General features: G+C 72.3%; 14 protein-coding genes and 1 pseudogene. 10 read left to right on the top strand and 5 right to left on the bottom strand.

All coding sequences use genetic code 11. The features are described from left to right. Positions 1 to 67: 67 nt before the first annotated feature. The 4 genes and pseudogenes from treY (at position 68) to ASC99_RS10605 (ending at position 5362) form a co-directional block, all read left to right on the top strand. Positions 68 to 2488 (top strand): malto-oligosyltrehalose synthase, encoded by a 2421-nt coding sequence (gene treY, locus ASC99_RS10620; protein WP_057230589.1) that lies wholly within the window; start codon positions 68 to 70, stop codon positions 2486 to 2488. Positions 2489 to 2579: 91 nt separating this feature from the next. Beyond that, positions 2580 to 4182 (top strand): annotated as a pseudogene (gene treZ / locus ASC99_RS10615) (malto-oligosyltrehalose trehalohydrolase). 111 nt (positions 4183 to 4293) lie between these two features. Further along, positions 4294 to 4806 carry a WXG100 family type VII secretion target gene (locus ASC99_RS10610; protein ID WP_157531472.1) on the top strand — a complete coding sequence of 171 codons (513 nt, stop codon included), beginning with the start codon at positions 4294 to 4296 and terminating at the stop codon, positions 4804 to 4806. Between the two features lie 187 nt (positions 4807 to 4993). Continuing rightward, on the top strand, positions 4994 to 5362 hold the full coding sequence (locus ASC99_RS10605; RefSeq protein WP_157531471.1) for a hypothetical protein: 369 nt from the start codon (positions 4994 to 4996) through the stop codon (positions 5360 to 5362). An 11-nt stretch (positions 5363 to 5373) separates the two neighbouring features. On the opposite strand, the gene ASC99_RS10600 is transcribed toward ASC99_RS10605, so the two are convergent. Both ASC99_RS10600 and ASC99_RS10595 read right to left on the bottom strand, forming a co-directional pair. Beyond that, complete coding sequence (locus ASC99_RS10600; protein WP_057230585.1) at positions 5374 to 6270, bottom strand: transketolase family protein; 897 nt, start codon at positions 6268 to 6270, stop codon at positions 5374 to 5376. Positions 6271 to 6290: 20 nt separating this feature from the next. Beyond that, entirely contained in the window at positions 6291 to 6995 is a 705-nt protein-coding gene (locus tag ASC99_RS10595; protein WP_057230583.1) for a thiamine pyrophosphate-dependent enzyme, read from the bottom strand. Positions 6996 to 7053: 58 nt separating this feature from the next. Here ASC99_RS10595 and soxR point away from each other — a divergent pair, with 58 nt between their 5' ends. The 4 genes from soxR (at position 7054) to ASC99_RS10575 (ending at position 11206) form a co-directional block, all read left to right on the top strand. Continuing rightward, positions 7054 to 7542: a redox-sensitive transcriptional activator SoxR gene (gene soxR / locus ASC99_RS10590; protein ID WP_255359232.1), complete on the top strand. Its 489-nt coding sequence runs from the start codon at positions 7054 to 7056 to the stop codon at positions 7540 to 7542. 68 nt (positions 7543 to 7610) lie between these two features. Further along, positions 7611 to 8465 (top strand): SAM-dependent methyltransferase, encoded by an 855-nt coding sequence (locus ASC99_RS10585; protein WP_082598232.1) that lies wholly within the window; start codon positions 7611 to 7613, stop codon positions 8463 to 8465. 72 nt (positions 8466 to 8537) lie between these two features. After that, complete coding sequence (locus ASC99_RS10580) at positions 8538 to 10805, top strand: hypothetical protein (RefSeq protein WP_057230581.1); 2268 nt, start codon at positions 8538 to 8540, stop codon at positions 10803 to 10805. Positions 10806 to 10819: 14 nt separating this feature from the next. Beyond that, a complete protein-coding gene (locus ASC99_RS10575; RefSeq protein ID WP_057230580.1) occupies positions 10820 to 11206 on the top strand; it encodes a DUF5955 family protein in 387 nt (128 codons plus the stop codon). Here the strand turns inward: ASC99_RS10575 and coaE are convergent. Then, positions 11203 to 11796: a dephospho-CoA kinase gene (coaE, locus tag ASC99_RS10570; RefSeq protein ID WP_057230578.1), complete on the bottom strand. Its 594-nt coding sequence runs from the start codon at positions 11794 to 11796 to the stop codon at positions 11203 to 11205. The genes ASC99_RS10575 and coaE overlap by 4 nt on opposite strands. Before the next feature lie 4 nt (positions 11797 to 11800). Continuing rightward, positions 11801 to 12445, bottom strand: a complete 645-nt coding sequence (locus ASC99_RS10565; protein ID WP_057230576.1) for an MBL fold metallo-hydrolase — start codon at positions 12443 to 12445, stop codon at positions 11801 to 11803. A gap of 62 nt (positions 12446 to 12507) precedes the next feature. Between ASC99_RS10565 and ASC99_RS10560 the strand changes: the two genes are divergently transcribed. Both ASC99_RS10560 and ASC99_RS38415 read left to right on the top strand, forming a co-directional pair. Then, the gene (locus ASC99_RS10560; protein ID WP_057230574.1) at positions 12508 to 12924 is read left to right on the top strand and encodes a MarR family winged helix-turn-helix transcriptional regulator; all 417 of its coding nucleotides are present in this window, start codon (positions 12508 to 12510) and stop codon (positions 12922 to 12924) included. 87 nt (positions 12925 to 13011) lie between these two features. Beyond that, positions 13012 to 13164, top strand: coding sequence for a hypothetical protein (locus ASC99_RS38415; RefSeq protein WP_157531470.1), 153 nt, complete (start codon positions 13012 to 13014; stop codon positions 13162 to 13164). Here ASC99_RS38415 and ASC99_RS10555 read toward each other — a convergent pair. Next, a complete protein-coding gene (locus tag ASC99_RS10555) occupies positions 13154 to 15433 on the bottom strand; it encodes an MMPL family transporter (protein WP_057230572.1) in 2280 nt (759 codons plus the stop codon). The genes ASC99_RS38415 and ASC99_RS10555 overlap by 11 nt on opposite strands. Positions 15434 to 15475: the final 42 nt, after the last annotated feature.

Here is a 15475-nt window from a genome sequence, read left to right as displayed (position 1 = left end):
CCGCCGTGATTAGGCCGTTCGCACCAACACCGCGTTGGCGCACCAAGCGTCCGGGTAGTCATCAGCCATGACCTCCGAGCAGCCACGGCCGGCGGCGGCGGGTGCCGTCGGTCCGCCCACCTCCAGCTACCGGCTCCAGCTCCAGCCCGCCTTCACCCTGCACGACGCCCGGCACGCCGTCCCCTACCTGGCGGCCCTGGGCGTCTCGCACCTGCACCTCTCCCCGCTCCTCGAAGCCACCCCCGGCTCCACCCACGGCTACGACACCGTCGACCACGGCCGGATCAGCGAGCAGCTCGGCGGCGAGCCCGCACTGCGCGAGCTCGCCGCCGAGGCCCACCGCCACCAGCTGCGGCTGATCGCCGACGTGGTCCCCAACCACATGGCCGTGCCCGTGCCCGAGCAGCTCAACCAGCCACTCTGGGAGGTGCTCAGGGACGGGCCCGACTCCCGGTACGCGCACTGGTTCGACATCGACTGGACGGCCCAGCCGGGCCCGGCGGACGCGCCCGGGCGGGGCCGGCTGCTGCTGCCGCTGCTCGGTGACCGGCTCGGCGCCGAGCTCGACCGGTTCACCGTGGACGGCGACACCCTGCGGTACTTCGAGCACGCCTTCCCGCTCCGCCCCGGCACCGCCGGGCTGCCGATCGCCGAGCTGCTCAGCCGTCAGTGGTACCGGCCGGCCTGGTGGCGGCTGGCCGACGGCGAGCTGAACTACCGTCGGTTCTTCACCGTGAACCAACTGATCGCGGTCCGGGTCGAGGTGCCCGAGGTCTTCGAGGCGACCCACCGCACCCTGCTGCGCCTGCACGCCGACGGCGTGCTGGACGGCTTCCGGATCGACCACCCCGACGGCCTGGCCGACCCGCGCGGCTACCTGCGCAGGCTGGCCGAGGCCACCGGCGGGGCGTACACCGTGGTGGAGAAGATCCTCACCGGCCCGGAGCGGCTGCCCGCCGACTGGGCCTGCGCGGGCACCACCGGGTACGACGCGCTGCGCCGGATCGACGGCGTGCTCACCGACCATGCCGGTGCCGAGCGGCTGGTGCACGCCTACCGGCTGGACTGCGGCACCCTCGCCGCCCCCGCCGAGGAGGCCCGCCGGGGCCGGGCCGAGCTGACCGCTCCGGGCGGCGAGCTGGCCGCCGAAGTGGCCCGGCTGGTCCGGCTGGTGGAGCGGATCTGCGCCGCCGAGCCCGCCCTCGCCGACCACCCGGCCCCGGCCGTCCGGGCGGTGCTGGCCCAGCTGCTGACGGCGTATCCGGTCTACCGCCCGTACGTGGTGCCGGGCGAGCCCGCCCCGCCCGAGGCGGTCACCGACGTCACCGCCGCACTGGCCGCGGTGCCGCCGGAGCTCGTCGCCACCGCCACGCTGGTCCGCGGCCTGACCCTCGGTCAGCTCGGCCGCAGCCCGGCCAAGGACGAGTTCTGCGCCCGGCTCGGCCAGACCGCCTCGGCGGTGGCGGCCAAGGGGGTCGAGGACACCGCGTTCTACCGGTTCAACGCCCTGCTCAGCCTGAACGAGGTGGGTGGGTTCCCCGCTCACCCCGGCCTGCGCCCGGCCGAGTTCCACGACTGGTGCGGCTACCTCGCCGAACACTGGCCGCACACCATGACGGCGCTCTCCACCCACGACACCAAGCGCAGCGCCGACGCCCGGGCCCGGCTGACCGTGCTGGCCGAACTCCCGGAGCGCTGGGCCGCCGAGTGCGCCGCCTGGACCACCGCCGCCGGGCGCTGCCCGGACCGCCCGACCGCCTGGCTGCTCTGGCAGACCCTGATCGCCGCCTGGCCGGTCGAGCCCGACCGGCTGGTCGGGATACTGCTCAAGTCGGTCCGCGAGGCCAAGCGCGCGACCTCCTGGACCACCCCGGACGAGCAGTACGAACGCCGCCTGGTCGAGTACGCCCGCGCGGCACTCGCCAACCCGGGCCTGTCCCCCCGGATCGACGGCTTCGTGCACTCGATCGCCCCGCACGCCCGGAGCAACTCGCTCGCGGCCGCCCTGCTGCACCTGACCATGCCGGGCGTGCCCGACCTGTTCCAGGGCAGCGAGGAGCCGCTCTACACCCTGGTCGACCCGGACAACCGGGCCCCGGTCGACCTCGGCTCGCTCGCCGTCCGGCTGACCGACTCCCCCACCGACCGCCCCGGCGACCTGGCCCGGGAGAAGCTGCACCTGACCGCGACCGCCCTGCGGCTGCGCCGGGCGGGCGAGCTGGGCCCCTACCGGCCGCTGTCGGCGACCGGCCCGGCCGCCGGTCACCTGCTCGCCTTCGCCCGCGGCGAGCGGACGGTCAGCGCGGTCACCCGGCTCCCGTACGGTCTGGCGCACCACGGCGGCTGGCGCGACACCGTGCTCGGCCTTCCCGCCGGGCGCTGGACGGACCAGCTGACCGGGCATCCGGTCGAAGGTGGCGAAGTGTCGGTGGCCGAGCTGCTGACGCACCATCCGGTGGCTCTGCTGGTGCGAGACTCCGAAGTCTGACGAGTATGGAGGCAGCAGCGTGACGGAGTACCAGGTCTGGGCCCCCGAGGCGTCCCGGGTCGAGGTCGAGGTGGACGGCTCGGCGCACCCGATGGCGCCGCTGCCCCTTCCGGCTGGACGGCGGCCCGCCGCTGCCCGACCCGCGCTCCCCCCGCCAGCCGTACGGCCCGGACGGGCTGAGCCGCCCCGTCGACCACGCCGCCTTCCGCTGGTCCGACACCCCGTGGCAGGGCCGGCCGCTGCCCGGCGCCGTGGTGTACGAGCTGCACATCGGCACCTTCACCCCCGGCGGCACCTTCAAAGCGGCGATCTCCCGCCTCGACCACCTGGTCGAACTGGGCGTGGACTTCGTGGAGTTGCTGCCCGTCTGCCCGTTCCCCGGTCGGCACGGCTGGGGCTACGACGGCGTCTCGCTCTGGGCCGTGCACGAGCCGTACGGCGGTCCCGACGGTCTCAAGCGCTTCGTCGACGCCGCGCACCGCAAGGGTCTCGGCGTGATCCTGGACGTGGTGCACAACCACCTCGGCCCGTCCGGCAACTACCTGCCCGCGTACGGCCCGTACTTCACCGACCGGCACCAGACCCCCTGGGGCTCGGCGGTCAACCTGGACGCCCCCGGCTCCGACCAGGTCAGGGCCTATCTGATCGGCAGTGCGCTCGGCTGGCTGCGCGACTACCGGATCGACGGACTCCGGCTGGACGCCGTGCACACCCTGGCGGACGACCGCGCCGTGCACTTCCTGGAGGAACTCTCCACCTCCGTCGACCACTTGGCCGCCGCCACCGGGCGGCCGCTGTTCCTGATCGGCGAGTCCGACCTGAACGACCCGCGCACCACCAACCCGCGCCAGACCGGCGGTCTCGGGCTGACCGCGCAGTGGAGCGACGACTTCCACCACGCCCTGCACGCCGCACTGACCGGCGAATCCCAGGGCTACTACGCCGACTTCGCCCGGCAGCCGCTGGCCGGGCTGGCCAAGACCCTCACCCAGGGCTTCTTCCACGACGGCAGCTGGTCCTCGTTCCGGGACCGCAGTCACGGCCGCCCGTTCCCCACCGACTTCGGCCACCGGCTGCTCGGCTACGCCCAGACCCACGACCAGATCGGCAACCGCGCCACCGGCGACCGGCTCTCCGCCATCCTCTCCCCCGGCCGGCTCGCCGCCGGGGCCGCCCTGGTGCTCACCTCGCCGTTCACCCCGATGCTCTTCATGGGCGAGGAGTGGGGCGCCGGGACACCCTGGCAGTACTTCACCAGCCACCCCGACCCCGCGCTGGCCGAGGCCGTCCGGCAGGGCCGCCGCCGGGAGTTCACCGCCCACGGCTGGCCCGCCGAGGCCATCCCCGACCCGCAGGCCCCGGCCACCGTGCTCACCTCGACCCTGGACTGGACCGAGCCCACCGCCGCCCCACACGCCGAACTGCTCTCCTGGTACCGCCGGTTGATCCGGCTGCGGCGCGAACACCCGGAGCTCACCGACCCCGACCTGGCCCGGGTCCTGGTCGACTACGACGAAGCCGCCCGCTGGCTGGTGGTCCACCGCGGCCCCTACCGCCTCGCGGTCAACCTCGGCCCCGCCGAGCAACTCCTGCCGCTCAGCTGCGCCAAGCCGCTGGCCACCTTCGGCCGGGTCGAACCCTCCGAGCAGGGGCTCCTGCTCGGCCCCGACTCGACCGCGCTGCTCCGGATCTGACCGACCGTCCACCGCTTGGTCGAGTTCGGTCAAGGATGCGCAATATCCCGCCCCTCCACGGCAGTCACCGGCTACATTCGCCGACGCATGCTGCTACGGGGGAGGTGCCGCATGGCTATCGAACTGCCCGACGAGGTAGTCACGTTCCTGTCGTTCATCGGGATCAACTGGCCCACCGTGAACGAGGACAAGGTCCGCGAATTCGCGTCACATGTGCGGGAGTTCGCGGAGAACGTGGAGGCGTCCCACCGGGACTCCACCGCGACGATCCACGGTCTCGGCGAGGCGTACCAGGGCGCCTCGTACGAGGCACTGCTGGCCAAGTGGGCCGCACTGTCGGACAGTCACCTGAACGACCTGGTGCAGGCCTGTCACGTGGTGGCGACCGCGTTGGACGTGGCGGCGGAAGTGATCGTGGCGATGAAGATCGAGACGATCGCCGAACTGGTCGTGCTGGCAGCCGCGTTCATCGCGGACCAGGCGGCGGCGGTGGCGACCCTCGGGGCCGCCGAGGCGGCGGTGATCCTGATCGAGGAGACCGCGAAGCGACTGATCAACTTCCTTGAGCAGCAGCTGGAGCAGTACATCATCGCCCAGGTCATCGAGGCCGCGATCGAGCCTTGAGGCGATGATCAGGGACTTCTGCACCACCTTCGCATCCGGCCTGACGGTGGCAGCTCCGCAGGTGGCTGAGTTGCCACCGTTCCACCGCTGGCGGGAGAACGAGATCTGAGCAACATAGGTGGCGATCGGATTCAGCTTCTCCAGGAGAGCCGACCAGGGGACGCCCAGCGGGTTCGACCTCGGGGACATGGAGATCTCCGGCGCAGGCGGCAGCGCGAGCTCGGCCGGCCGGCAACCCGACCAGGGAATGATGATCTTCCTTTCGGTTGCCCTCCTCCTCGACCAGATCCGGCAACTGCTCTCGGCCGGCCGCGGCTCCGTGGCGTACTGCGGTGTCGACTCGTCGTTCCAGGTGCGCTTCACGGTGAGGAAGGGTGAGATCACGGCCGCCGAAAGCGGTCGGGAGATCGAGAAGCTGCCGGTCCAGGACTTCATCACGGCTCTGCTGGCCGCCACAGACGACTTCGCCGACCGGGAGCTCGACAAGCTGCCGGAGTCCGATCCCGCACGAGCCGATCTCCTGCTCTCACTCGCCGACTTCCGGAAACTCGCCTGACGGCTCCAGCCTCACCAGAGGTAGGAGGCGATCCGCTCGCGCAGGCCGGCCGCGTCCAGGCCGTAGGCGGCCAGGTGCTCGGGGATCGAGCCGTACTGACGGTGCTCCTCCTTCGGGACGCCCAGGCCGAGCACCCGGTGCGGGAGGTCGTTCAGTGCCTCGTTGACCTCGCCGACCGAGGTGCCCGCCAGGTAGGGCTCGACCAGCACCACGCTCGCCGGGCCGTCCCCGATCGCGGCCCGGAGACCGTCCCGGTCGAACGGGCGCACCGTGGCCGCGTACTGCACCGTCAGGTCCAGCCCCTCGGTGGCCGCCAGTACGGCGTCGAGCATCGGGCCGACCGCCAGCACCACGCCGCGCCTGCCCTGACGGATCGTCAGGAACCGTCCCGGCGCGACCGGCCGAGCGGTGGCGTTCTGGTGTACCGACAGCCGGACGTACGCCTTCTCGTCGCCGTCCGCCACCGCGTGCCGCAGCAGCCGCTCGGCCTCGTCCGGGTGCCCGGGCACGTGCACCGTCCAGCCGGGCAGGGTGTCCAGCAGCGCCACGTCGCCTGGCGCCATGTGGGTACGGCCGCCGGCCGGCCAGTCGTACGAACCGGCCGCACTGACCAGCACCGCGCCGACGCCCTGATGGCCGAGGTCCAACTTGACCTGCTCGAAGGGGCGTTCCACCAGGAAGCTGGCGAAGGTGTGGGCGATCGGCCGCATCCCGGCCAGCGCCAGGCCGCCGGCCACGCCGATCAGCAGCTGCTCCCTGATGCCGACGTTGATCACCCGGTCGGGGTGCGCGCTCCGGGCGGCCGCGAAGGCGTCGGCGCCGATGTCGGCCAGCACGACGGCCAACCTCGGGTCCTGGTCCAGCAGTTCGGTGCTGACAGCCGCGAAGCGCTCGCGCATGGTGTCCATGATGTCTTCCGTTTCCCCTCTTAGTACTTGGACTCGACCTGGGCGACCACGACATGCGGCCGGCCCTCGTGCGGCGCGGTGAACGCCTGGTACAGCGCCTCGTGATCCCGGCCGTCCACCGTGACAGCCGACCAGCCCGCACCCTCGAACCGGGCCGCGATCCCGCCCTGCCAGCCCAGGCTGGCCGAGGAGTTGTCGATCACCACGGTGTGCAGCCGGTCAAGACCGTAGGCCCCGGCGAAGGCGACCGCCTCATGGTTGCTGCCCTCGTCGAACTCGGCGTCACCGATCAGCACCCAGACCGCCGGGTCCGGCAGGCCCTGGGCGCGCAGCCCGAGCGCGGTGCCGACCGCCAGCGGCAGGCCGTGGCCGAGCGATCCCGAGCCGATCTCGGCGCCGGGCACCAGCAGGCGGTCCGGGTGGTGGCCGAGCGGCGAGTCGTAGGCGCCGAAGCTCGGCAGCACCGCCGGGTCCAGGAAGCCCTTGGCGGCCAGCACCGCGTAGTAGGCCATCGGGCCGTGGCCCTTGGAGAGCAGAAAGCGGTCCCGGTCGGCCGCCGTGACGGTCTCCGGGCCGACCCGGAGCACCCGGTGGTAGAGCACCCAGAGCGCGTCCAGGGTGGAGGTGGCGGCCGGGCCGTGCTTCTCGGCGCCGGTCATCAGGGCCATCAGCCCGGCGAGGTCGTCGAAGCCGTACTGCTGCGGGGTGATCGCTGCGGTGGTCATGGATGAGATCGTGCAACTTGAAGTCGACTTCAAGTCAAGCCCGGTATCGTTCCCGACCGTGACACTCTCCCGGCACGATCTGCTCACCATCGGTCAGCTCTCCGAGCGCAGCGGGATGGCCACCTCCGCGCTGCGCTACTACGAGAAGCTCGGCCTGATCGGCTCCGAGCGCACGGCCGGGGGGCAGCGCCGCTACCCGCGCGCCACCCTCCGCCGGGTCGCCTTCGTCCGGGCCGCCCAGCGGGTCGGCCTCTCCCTCGACGAGGCCCGCACCGCGCTCGACCGGCTCCCCGGCGACCGGGCACCGAGCAGCCAGGAGTGGAGCACGGTGGCCGAGTCGTGGCAGTCCAGGATCGACGAGCAGATCGCCGAGCTGGAACGTCTCAAGCAGAAGCTCACCGGCTGCATCGGCTGCGGCTGCCTGTCCCTCTCCCGCTGCGCGCTCTACAACGCCGACGACCGCGCCGCGGCCGCCGGGCCCGGTGCCCGCTATCTGCTCACCCGCGATCCGTCCGGAGGTCCGGAGCCGCACACCGCCGAGATCTGATCCAACTATGCTGCCCTCGACGCACCTCGGCACCCGGCCGACTCGAACAGCCACGGGGGAGAACAGACATGACCGATCATCAGGACGTCTCGCTGGACTGGATGTCGGGTGACCAGGACGAACTCCGCCCGCCGACCGACCTGCGCCCGGAAATACCGCACCCGGCCCGGATGTACGACTACTACCTGGGTGGCAAGGACAACTTCCCGGCCGACCGGGAGGCCGCCGAGAAGGTGCTCTCGCTCAGCCCGCTGGTGCGGATCAGCGCGCTCGCCAACCGGTCCTTCCTGCAGCGCGCCGTCCGCAGACTCGCCGCCGAGTACGGCATCCGGCAGTTCCTGGACATCGGCACCGGCATTCCGACCGCGGGCAACACCCACGAGATCGCGCAGCAGGTGATCCCCGACGCCAAGGTCGCCTACCTGGACAACGACCCGATCGTGCTGGTGCACAGCCGCGCGCTGCTGGCCGGTGCCGGGGTCGGCAACGCCACCGTGGTCCAGGCCGACCTGCGCGACCCCGCGGCGATCCTGGACAACCCCGAGGTCCGCAAGGTGATCGACCTGGGTGAGCCGGTCGCCCTGCTGCTCTTCGCGGTCCTGCACTTCGTCGACGACGCCGACGACCCGCGGGCCATCGTCCGCACCCTGGTCGACGCCCTCCCGTCCGGCAGCTTCCTGGCGATCTCGCACGGCACCGCCGACTTCTCCACCCCGGAGGCGGCCACCAAGGGCCCCGCCGTCTACCGGAGCGCCACCGCCCAGCTGAGCATGCGCACCAAGGCCGAGGTGCTGCGCTTCTTCGACGGCCTCGAACTGCTCGAGCCCGGCCTGGTCACCGCCCCGAGCTGGCACCCGGACCAGCCGCCGGCCGACACCGACGCGACCGTCGGCATCTGGGCCGGGGTCGCCCGCAAGCCCTGAGACTCGGCATATCCCTGACAGTCACCCCCCTGCGGCGTAGGGTGCTCGGCACCGGACGCGCTGGGGGGTGCAATGGAACTGGGGTTCGCCGTAACGAAGTTGGCCCGACGCCGACTGCTGGCGGTCTGCCTGGCCCTGATCGTGCTGGGCAGCCCGTTGGTGCAACCGTGGTTACTGGACCAGGACAGGCTCGAGAACCAGACGCTGGACTGGCTGCGGCGTCAGCTCATGTCGGCCGGCTGGTGGGTCGTCGGCGACGATCCCGACCTGGTCTGGGCGTTCAGCCAACTGGTCGGGACCGCCGTCTTCCTGGCCGTGCTGCTGCTTCTGGTGCCCCGGTACGTGCCACTACGCCAGGGGTGGGCCGCCCTGCTGGTCGGCTGCCTGGGCGCCGGGGGGCTGGCGGGCCTGCTGTCGGCGCTGCCGATCTGGGTCATCCTCTGGCAGGGTGACCGGCTGCACGGCTATCTCCGCGCCGACCTGGCCTTCGTGGAGCAGATCACCGCCGCCCTGACCTTCGGCCTGTTCGTCGGCCTGCTCCTCACCCTCGTCCTCCTCTCCCTGGCAGCCCGGCCGGAGGACGCCTCGGCGGCGGCCACCCGGCGGCCCACCCGCAAGCGTGAACGGAGCACCGTCATGGCCGAGTACCAGCGACCGAACTCCACCCCGCTGGGCAGCGTGCCGGGCGACGTGACCCGGTACGTCAGCGCGGCCGTGTACACCCACGACCTGCTCGCCGACTCGGTCGTCGAGCACTTGGTGTACGACGAGTTCGGCGCCGTCGCAACCTCGCCCGCCTTCGACCTGGTCCCGGTGGCCCGGCACAGCATCGCCGCCCAGGGTCTGCGCCGACGACGGGACTCGGCCCTCGCCGTGGTGTTCGGGGTGATCCTGCTGTTCGCGCCCCTGTGGCTGGTGTTCGCCTGGCTGGCACTGCAGGCGCTCAGCCGCTCGTCCTTCGACACCAGCACGGCCTGGACGGCCCGGGGCCGCAGCCTGTTCACCACCCCGTACGCGGTGCTGCGGCTGGTCGCGGTCGCCGTCCCGGTCTTCGGCGCCGGGCTGGCGCTGGCGCTGCTGCTCGGCTCGATCGACGTGGACGGGCAGCTGAGCTGGCTGCTCGGCAGCTGGCTGCTGGGCATCCCGGCCCTGGTCGTCACCACCGGCGGGCTGCTGACCGCCTACCTCCTGACGCTCCGTCACACTCTGGACGTGGACGCCAGGTTGCGCGGCCAGTTCCGTCGCGAGGTGTTCCGCCCCGACCTGCCGGTCTCACCGTCCGGCACCCGCGAGACCCAACTGCGGCTGGCCGCCATCGCCAAGGCCCAGCGCGGAAATCTCACCATCTACAGCGGCTACAACCCGTTCGTCGGCTACTCCGGGACGCGCGGCAGCTGGACGACCGCCGTGGCCCTGCTGCCCGCTCCCGCCGGGCCGGGTCAACCGGCGCGCGGTCTGCAGGAGTTCGACGTCTGGCAGCTGGTCAGCGCGGTCCGGCGGCGGTTGCAGGAGACCTCCGCCCGGCACGCGGCCGACAAGCCCGGGAAGGACGAGACCGACCTGTCGGTGCTCCAGCTCCAGGACCGGGTCTTCGCCAACGGCGCCGCCCTGGCCGGGAACGACGAACTACTGCCGCCCGACCAGCTCTCCCCGGCCAGCTCGCTGCCGGAGGACCGGGTCCGGGAGATCGCCCTCAACCCCACCGGTGTGGTGCGGCACTACCTGGCCGCGCACCTGCCGCTCTGGGGCGGCGACGTGGTGCCGAGCCTGTTCCTGCACATGTCCACCGACGGCCGGACCATGCACATCCAGGCCGAACGGCGCATCCTGTCCCCGGTGCACGCCTGGTACCACGAGATCGACCTGCTGCCGGCCACCGCGACCGCGACCCGCCTGCGCATCCTGCGGCTGGCCGGCGTCGGCGGCACCGCCCGCGCCCTGTTCGGCGCACCCCGGGCCGCCTACCACCAGGCGACGGCGGGCCGACGGCGGCAACGGCGCAGGTTGCACGAGCTGCTGACGATCGAACAGAGCCCGGGCTTCGACTACGGAGCCGCACCGAGCGTGCGGGAGGCGGCCGACAGCGGGCACTACCAGAACTACTTCCAGCACATCGACGCCAACCGGGCCTTCGACACCCTCGACCGGCACGCCTTCGCGGCGATCGTGGAGTTCCTGGACGAGCACGGCGTGGACACCAGAGACCTGCGGCAGCAGCAGCAGACCATCCTGAACCACGGGGTGATCCAGCAGGGCGGTATCAGCGTGGTCGGCAACCAGGCGATCGGCCAGGGCGCGACTGCCAACCAGCAGACCCCTGATCTCGACAAGACCCTGTGACGGAGGAGCAGTTGATGGCGAACGAACCGGTGACCAACCACGGCGTGCAGCAGTTCGGCGGCCAGAGCCAGGTCGGCAACCAGGCGATCGGGCAGCACGCCCGCGCGGTCAGCGGCCCGGTCGGCTTCCAGAACCTGGCCGTCGACCACCGGGCGCTGGCCGTCGAACTACTGGCCACCGTCGAGCGGTTGCTCGCCGAGCACCGGGCCGAGCTCCCCGACGGCGACACCCCGCAGGTCGAAGTACGCCGCCTGCGCGAGGAGTTGGCCGAGCAGAGCCCCGAGCCCGGCGTGCTCCGCCGCGCCCTGGACCGGCTGACCGCGATCGCCGCCCCGGTCGCCCCGCTGGCCGTCGCGGTCGCCGAACTGACCGGCGCCGTCCAGGGCATCCTGGGAGGCTAAGCCCGCTTCTGCAGGGTCTCCCACAACTCCTGGACCCGGGGTGCCAGTTCGGCCAGCGTGCCACTGTTGTCGATCACCAGGTCGGCGATCGCCAGCCGGGTCTCCCGGTCGGCCTGGGCGGCCATCCGAGCCCGGGCCTCGGCCTCGGTCATCCCGCGCAGGCGGACCAGCCGGTCGATCCTGGCCTCGTCGCTCGCGTCCACCACGACCACCTGGTCGTAGAGCGGCGCGAGCCCGTTCTCCGCGAGCAGCGGGACGTCGTGCACCACCACGTCCCGCTCCCCCGCCGCGGCCTCCAGCTCGGCGGACCGGGCGCGGACCAGCGGGTGCACGATCGCGTTCAGCGCCGCCAGGCGCTCCGGGTCGGCGAAGACCAGCGCGCCCAGCGCGGGCCGGTCCAGCGAACCGTCGGCCCGCAGCACCGAGGGGCCGAACTCGGCCACCACGGCGCGCAGTCCGTCCGTCCCCGGTGCGACCACCTCACGGGCGATCAGGTCGGAGTCCACGATCAGCGCGCCCAGCGCGGCCAGTTGCCTGGAGACCTCGCTCTTGCCCGCGCCGATCCCGCCCGTCAGTCCGATCCTCAGCATGGCGTCAGGCTACCGCCCCGTCGAGATCGAGCTGCTCGCCGGCCTTCGGCTGTCCGAACTCCACCCCCGCCGTCCCGCCGATCAGCCGCACGTGGACCGCCTGCCCGGCCTCACTGAGCACTGCCTCGTGCACGGCGAGCGCCCGCCGGGGCGCGACCTCGCGGACGTATTCGATCAGGTCGGCGATCCGCGCCCAGGGCGCGGCCAGCGGCAGCAGCAGCGTCTCCACCGGCTGCGGCGGCAGGGTCAGCGCGTCGCCGGGGTGGAACAGCCGGCCGTCCAACAGGAAGCCGACGTTCCCCACCCGGGGGATGTCCGGGTGGATCAGGGCGTGCCACTCGCCGTGCACGCTGACGTCGAGGCCGTTGATCTCGAACGCGTCGCCCTCCCCCACCACCCGGACCCGGCTGCCCAGCCCGGTCAGCTGCCGGGCGACCGATCCGTTGGTCCAGATCCGCAGCCCGGGGTCGGCCTCGACGGCCGCGCGCAGGCGGTCCTCCACGAAGTGGTCGAAGTGCTCATGGGTGATCAGCACCGCGTCGGCACCCCGCAGGGCGTCCTCCTCGGTGAACGCTCCCGGGTCGATGACCACGGTGGCCCGCTCGGTCTCGACGCGTACGCAGGCATGTCCGAACTTGGTGAGTCGCATGCCAGAAACACTACAGCAGAACTGTACAGTTCTGCTGTGTAGAATCTCGGTAGACTGACCCCATGGAGAATCTCGACCCCTTGGAACTCGCTGCCGAGCTGCGCACCACCATCGGCACCCTGGTCCGCCATCTGCGGGTCGGCGACGAGCTACCGCAGAACCAGGCCGCCGTGCTCGGCTGGCTGGTCCGCGAGGGCCCGCACACCACCGCCGAGCTGGCGGAGCGTCAGCGCGTCCGGCACCAGTCGATGGCCCGCACCGTCGCCCTGCTCACCGAGGCCGGGCTGGTCGAGCAACAACGCCACGCCACCGACGGCCGCAAGGTGCTGCACGCCGCCACCACCGACGGCACCGCCGCCCTGCACGCCCAGCGCAGCCGCCGCGAGGGGGACTTGGCCACCGCCATCGCGGAGCGGCTCACCCCGGCCGAACAGCACCGGCTGCGGGACGGCATCGCGCTGCTCGGCAGGCTCGGCTGATCCGCCGTCCGGGTGACCCGGCCATGCCCTCCCGGCTCCGGGCGCGTTGAGCAGGTCGCTCCGTACCGCCCCGAAGGGATGCCCGTCATGAAGCTCACCAAGACCAGGCTCGCCGTCCTGCTGATCACCGCCGCCGGCGGTCTGCTGCTGGCCGGCGCCGGTCCGGCGGCCGCCTGCGACGCGCTCGGCGGACTGGCCGCGCTCAACGGCGACTTCGCCAACAGCTGCCTCAGCCGCTGACCGCGACCGGTTCCCGCTCCAACGGCTCGCGCTCCACCGAAGCCAGCTCCAGCTCCAGCTCCAACTCCATCGACTCGGGCACCGCCGAGTCCCGCTGCACCGGCAGCACCGCTGCCGGGATCGGCGGCAGCGCGACGTGCTCGGTCAGCCCGATCCGCCGGTGCAGCCGCCGCAGCGGAGCGGGCGCCCACCAGTTGAACTCGCCGAACAGCGTCATGGCGGCCGGCACCAGCAGACAGCGCACCAGCGTCGCGTCCACCGCGACGGCCACCGCCAACGCGACGCCCATCTCCTTGACCATCAGCATCTGCCCGGCCGCGAACCCGGCGAAGACGATCACCATCAGCAGCCCGGCCGAGGTGATGATCCGTCCGCTCCGCTGCAGCCCGAGCTCCACCGAGCGGGCGCTGCTGTACCCCTCGTCCCGCAGCTCCTTGATCCGGGCCAGCAGGAAGACCTCGTAGTCCATCGAGAGGCCGAAGGCGAAGGCGAAGACCAGCACGGGTATGAAGGTCTCGAGCCCGCCGGTCGGGGTGAAGCCCAGCAACCCGCTGAAGTACCCGTGCTGGAAGACCAGGGTCAGCGCGCCGAGCGAGGCGCCCAGCGAGAGCACGTTCATCAGCAGCGCCTTGACCGGCATCACCACCGAGCCGGTCATCAGGAACAGCAGCACCAGCGTGCCGACCGCGACCAGCCCGAGCGCCCAGGGCCCCCGGGTGGCGATCTCGTGCTGGAAGTCGACCACCGAGGCGGCGTCCCCCGTCACGTACGTGGTCAGCCCGCCCCGCTGGTCGCGCAGTTCACCGACCACATGCTTGGCCCCGGCACCCTGCGGGTCCCCGGCGACCAGCACCTCCACTGTGCTCAGCTCCGGCGAGACCGCCGTGACGGCCCGTACGCCGGTCACCCCGGGGAGCTTGGAAACCACCTGATCGGCGTACTGCTGCGCGGCCGCCTGGCCGCCCTCGACCACCACGGTGACCGGTGCGGGGGCCAGCTGCGGGAAGCGCTGCTCGATCGTCTCGGCCACCTGCCGACCCGCCGAGGAGGTGGGCAGCACCCCGGCGCCGGAGCTGCGCCAGTCAGAGCTGAGGAAGGGAGCGCCCGCCGCCATCAGCAGCGCGACGCAGATCAGCACCACCGGCACCGCGCGCCGCTGCACCCGGCGCGCCGTCCGGGCGAAGAAGCCGTCGTCCGAGACCGGTCCGCTGGGTGTCCTGACCCGGTGTCCGACGAAGCCGAGGAGCGCGGGGATCAGCGTGAGCGCCGCCGCGACGGCGATCACCACCACGCTCACGCCGGCCACCGCGACGGCCCGGAAGACCGGGCTGGTGAAGACGAAGAGTCCGGAGAGCGCGACGGCGACGGTCAGCCCGGAGAAGGCGACCGTCCGTCCCGCCGTGGCGGCGGTCCGCTCGACGGCGGCCGCGATCGCGGCCCCGTGCCCGCGTTCCTCACGGAACCGGTTGACCATCAGCAGCGCGTAGTCGATCGAGAGTCCGAGGCCGAGCACGGTGGCGATCGGCAGCACGCTGGTGTCGATGTCCATCAGCCGGCTGAAGCCGAACATCGCCAGCAGGGCCCCGCCCACCGACGCGACCGCGCCGATCACCGGCAGGCTCGCGGCGGCGAAACCACCGAAGACCAGCACCATCACCAGCAGGGTCAGCGGCAGCGTGACGATCTCGCCGAACTTGGTGTCCCGCTCGGTCTGGTCCTTGACCTCCTGCTGGGTCACCAGGTCCCCGCCGACCGTGACGTGCGTACCAGGGGCCTGGATCGCGGCCAGCTCGGCCGTCACGGCCTTCAGCTGGGCGTCGGTACTGCCGTCGGCCATCCGCACCGAGACCAGCCCGGCATTGCCGTCGGTCGAGGTGAGCGCACCGCCGGTGCTGTACGTGTCGGAGGCCGAGACCACTCCGGGCAGCCCGCCGATCTCGGCGGTGGCGGCCGTCACGGCGGCCTTGACCGCCGGATCGCTCACCGGTGCACCGTCCACCACGGCGGTCACCGTGCCCCGCGCCGGGTCGGCCGCAGCCACCGCGGCCGTACCGGCGGCTGACTCCGAACCGCCCGCCGAGGTGGTCGACACACTGCTCTCGAACACCCGCCCGCCGATCAGCACACCGAGCAGCAGCACCACGGCCCACAGGCCGAGTACCCAGCGCCGGTGGCGATGGCAGAACCGGCCGATGGCCGCGAGCCGCCCGCCGACCTGAGGTCCGGCGGGCTGACGGGTGGGAGATGCCGCAGTGAGGGTGGTGCGCATATGTGCGTAGCCTTTCGGGCAGTTCCCCTCAAAGCTAGGCGT

This window comes from Kitasatospora sp. Root107 (assembly GCF_001424875.1).
Taxonomy (GTDB): Bacteria; Actinomycetota; Actinomycetes; order Streptomycetales; family Streptomycetaceae; genus Kitasatospora.
Note: the sequence above shows the minus strand (reverse complement) of the source record. Positions and strands in the feature narration are given on the sequence as shown.

Coding starts and splice junctions, on each gene's coding strand:
- treY (WP_057230589.1), top strand. CDS start 68: ATGACCTCCGAGCAGCCACGGCCGGCGGCGGCGGGTGCCGTCGGTCCG.
- ASC99_RS10610 (WP_157531472.1), top strand. CDS start 4,294: ATGGCTATCGAACTGCCCGACGAGGTAGTCACGTTCCTGTCGTTCATC.
- ASC99_RS10605 (WP_157531471.1), top strand. CDS start 4,994: ATGGAGATCTCCGGCGCAGGCGGCAGCGCGAGCTCGGCCGGCCGGCAA.
- ASC99_RS10600 (WP_057230585.1), bottom strand. CDS start 6,270: ATGGACACCATGCGCGAGCGCTTCGCGGCTGTCAGCACCGAACTGCTG.
- ASC99_RS10595 (WP_057230583.1), bottom strand. CDS start 6,995: ATGACCACCGCAGCGATCACCCCGCAGCAGTACGGCTTCGACGACCTC.
- ASC99_RS10585 (WP_082598232.1), top strand. CDS start 7,611: ATGACCGATCATCAGGACGTCTCGCTGGACTGGATGTCGGGTGACCAG.
- ASC99_RS10580 (WP_057230581.1), top strand. CDS start 8,538: ATGGAACTGGGGTTCGCCGTAACGAAGTTGGCCCGACGCCGACTGCTG.
- ASC99_RS10575 (WP_057230580.1), top strand. CDS start 10,820: ATGGCGAACGAACCGGTGACCAACCACGGCGTGCAGCAGTTCGGCGGC.
- coaE (WP_057230578.1), bottom strand. CDS start 11,796: ATGCTGAGGATCGGACTGACGGGCGGGATCGGCGCGGGCAAGAGCGAG.
- ASC99_RS10565 (WP_057230576.1), bottom strand. CDS start 12,445: ATGCGACTCACCAAGTTCGGACATGCCTGCGTACGCGTCGAGACCGAG.
- ASC99_RS10560 (WP_057230574.1), top strand. CDS start 12,508: ATGGAGAATCTCGACCCCTTGGAACTCGCTGCCGAGCTGCGCACCACC.
- ASC99_RS38415 (WP_157531470.1), top strand. CDS start 13,012: ATGAAGCTCACCAAGACCAGGCTCGCCGTCCTGCTGATCACCGCCGCC.
- ASC99_RS10555 (WP_057230572.1), bottom strand. CDS start 15,433: ATGCGCACCACCCTCACTGCGGCATCTCCCACCCGTCAGCCCGCCGGA.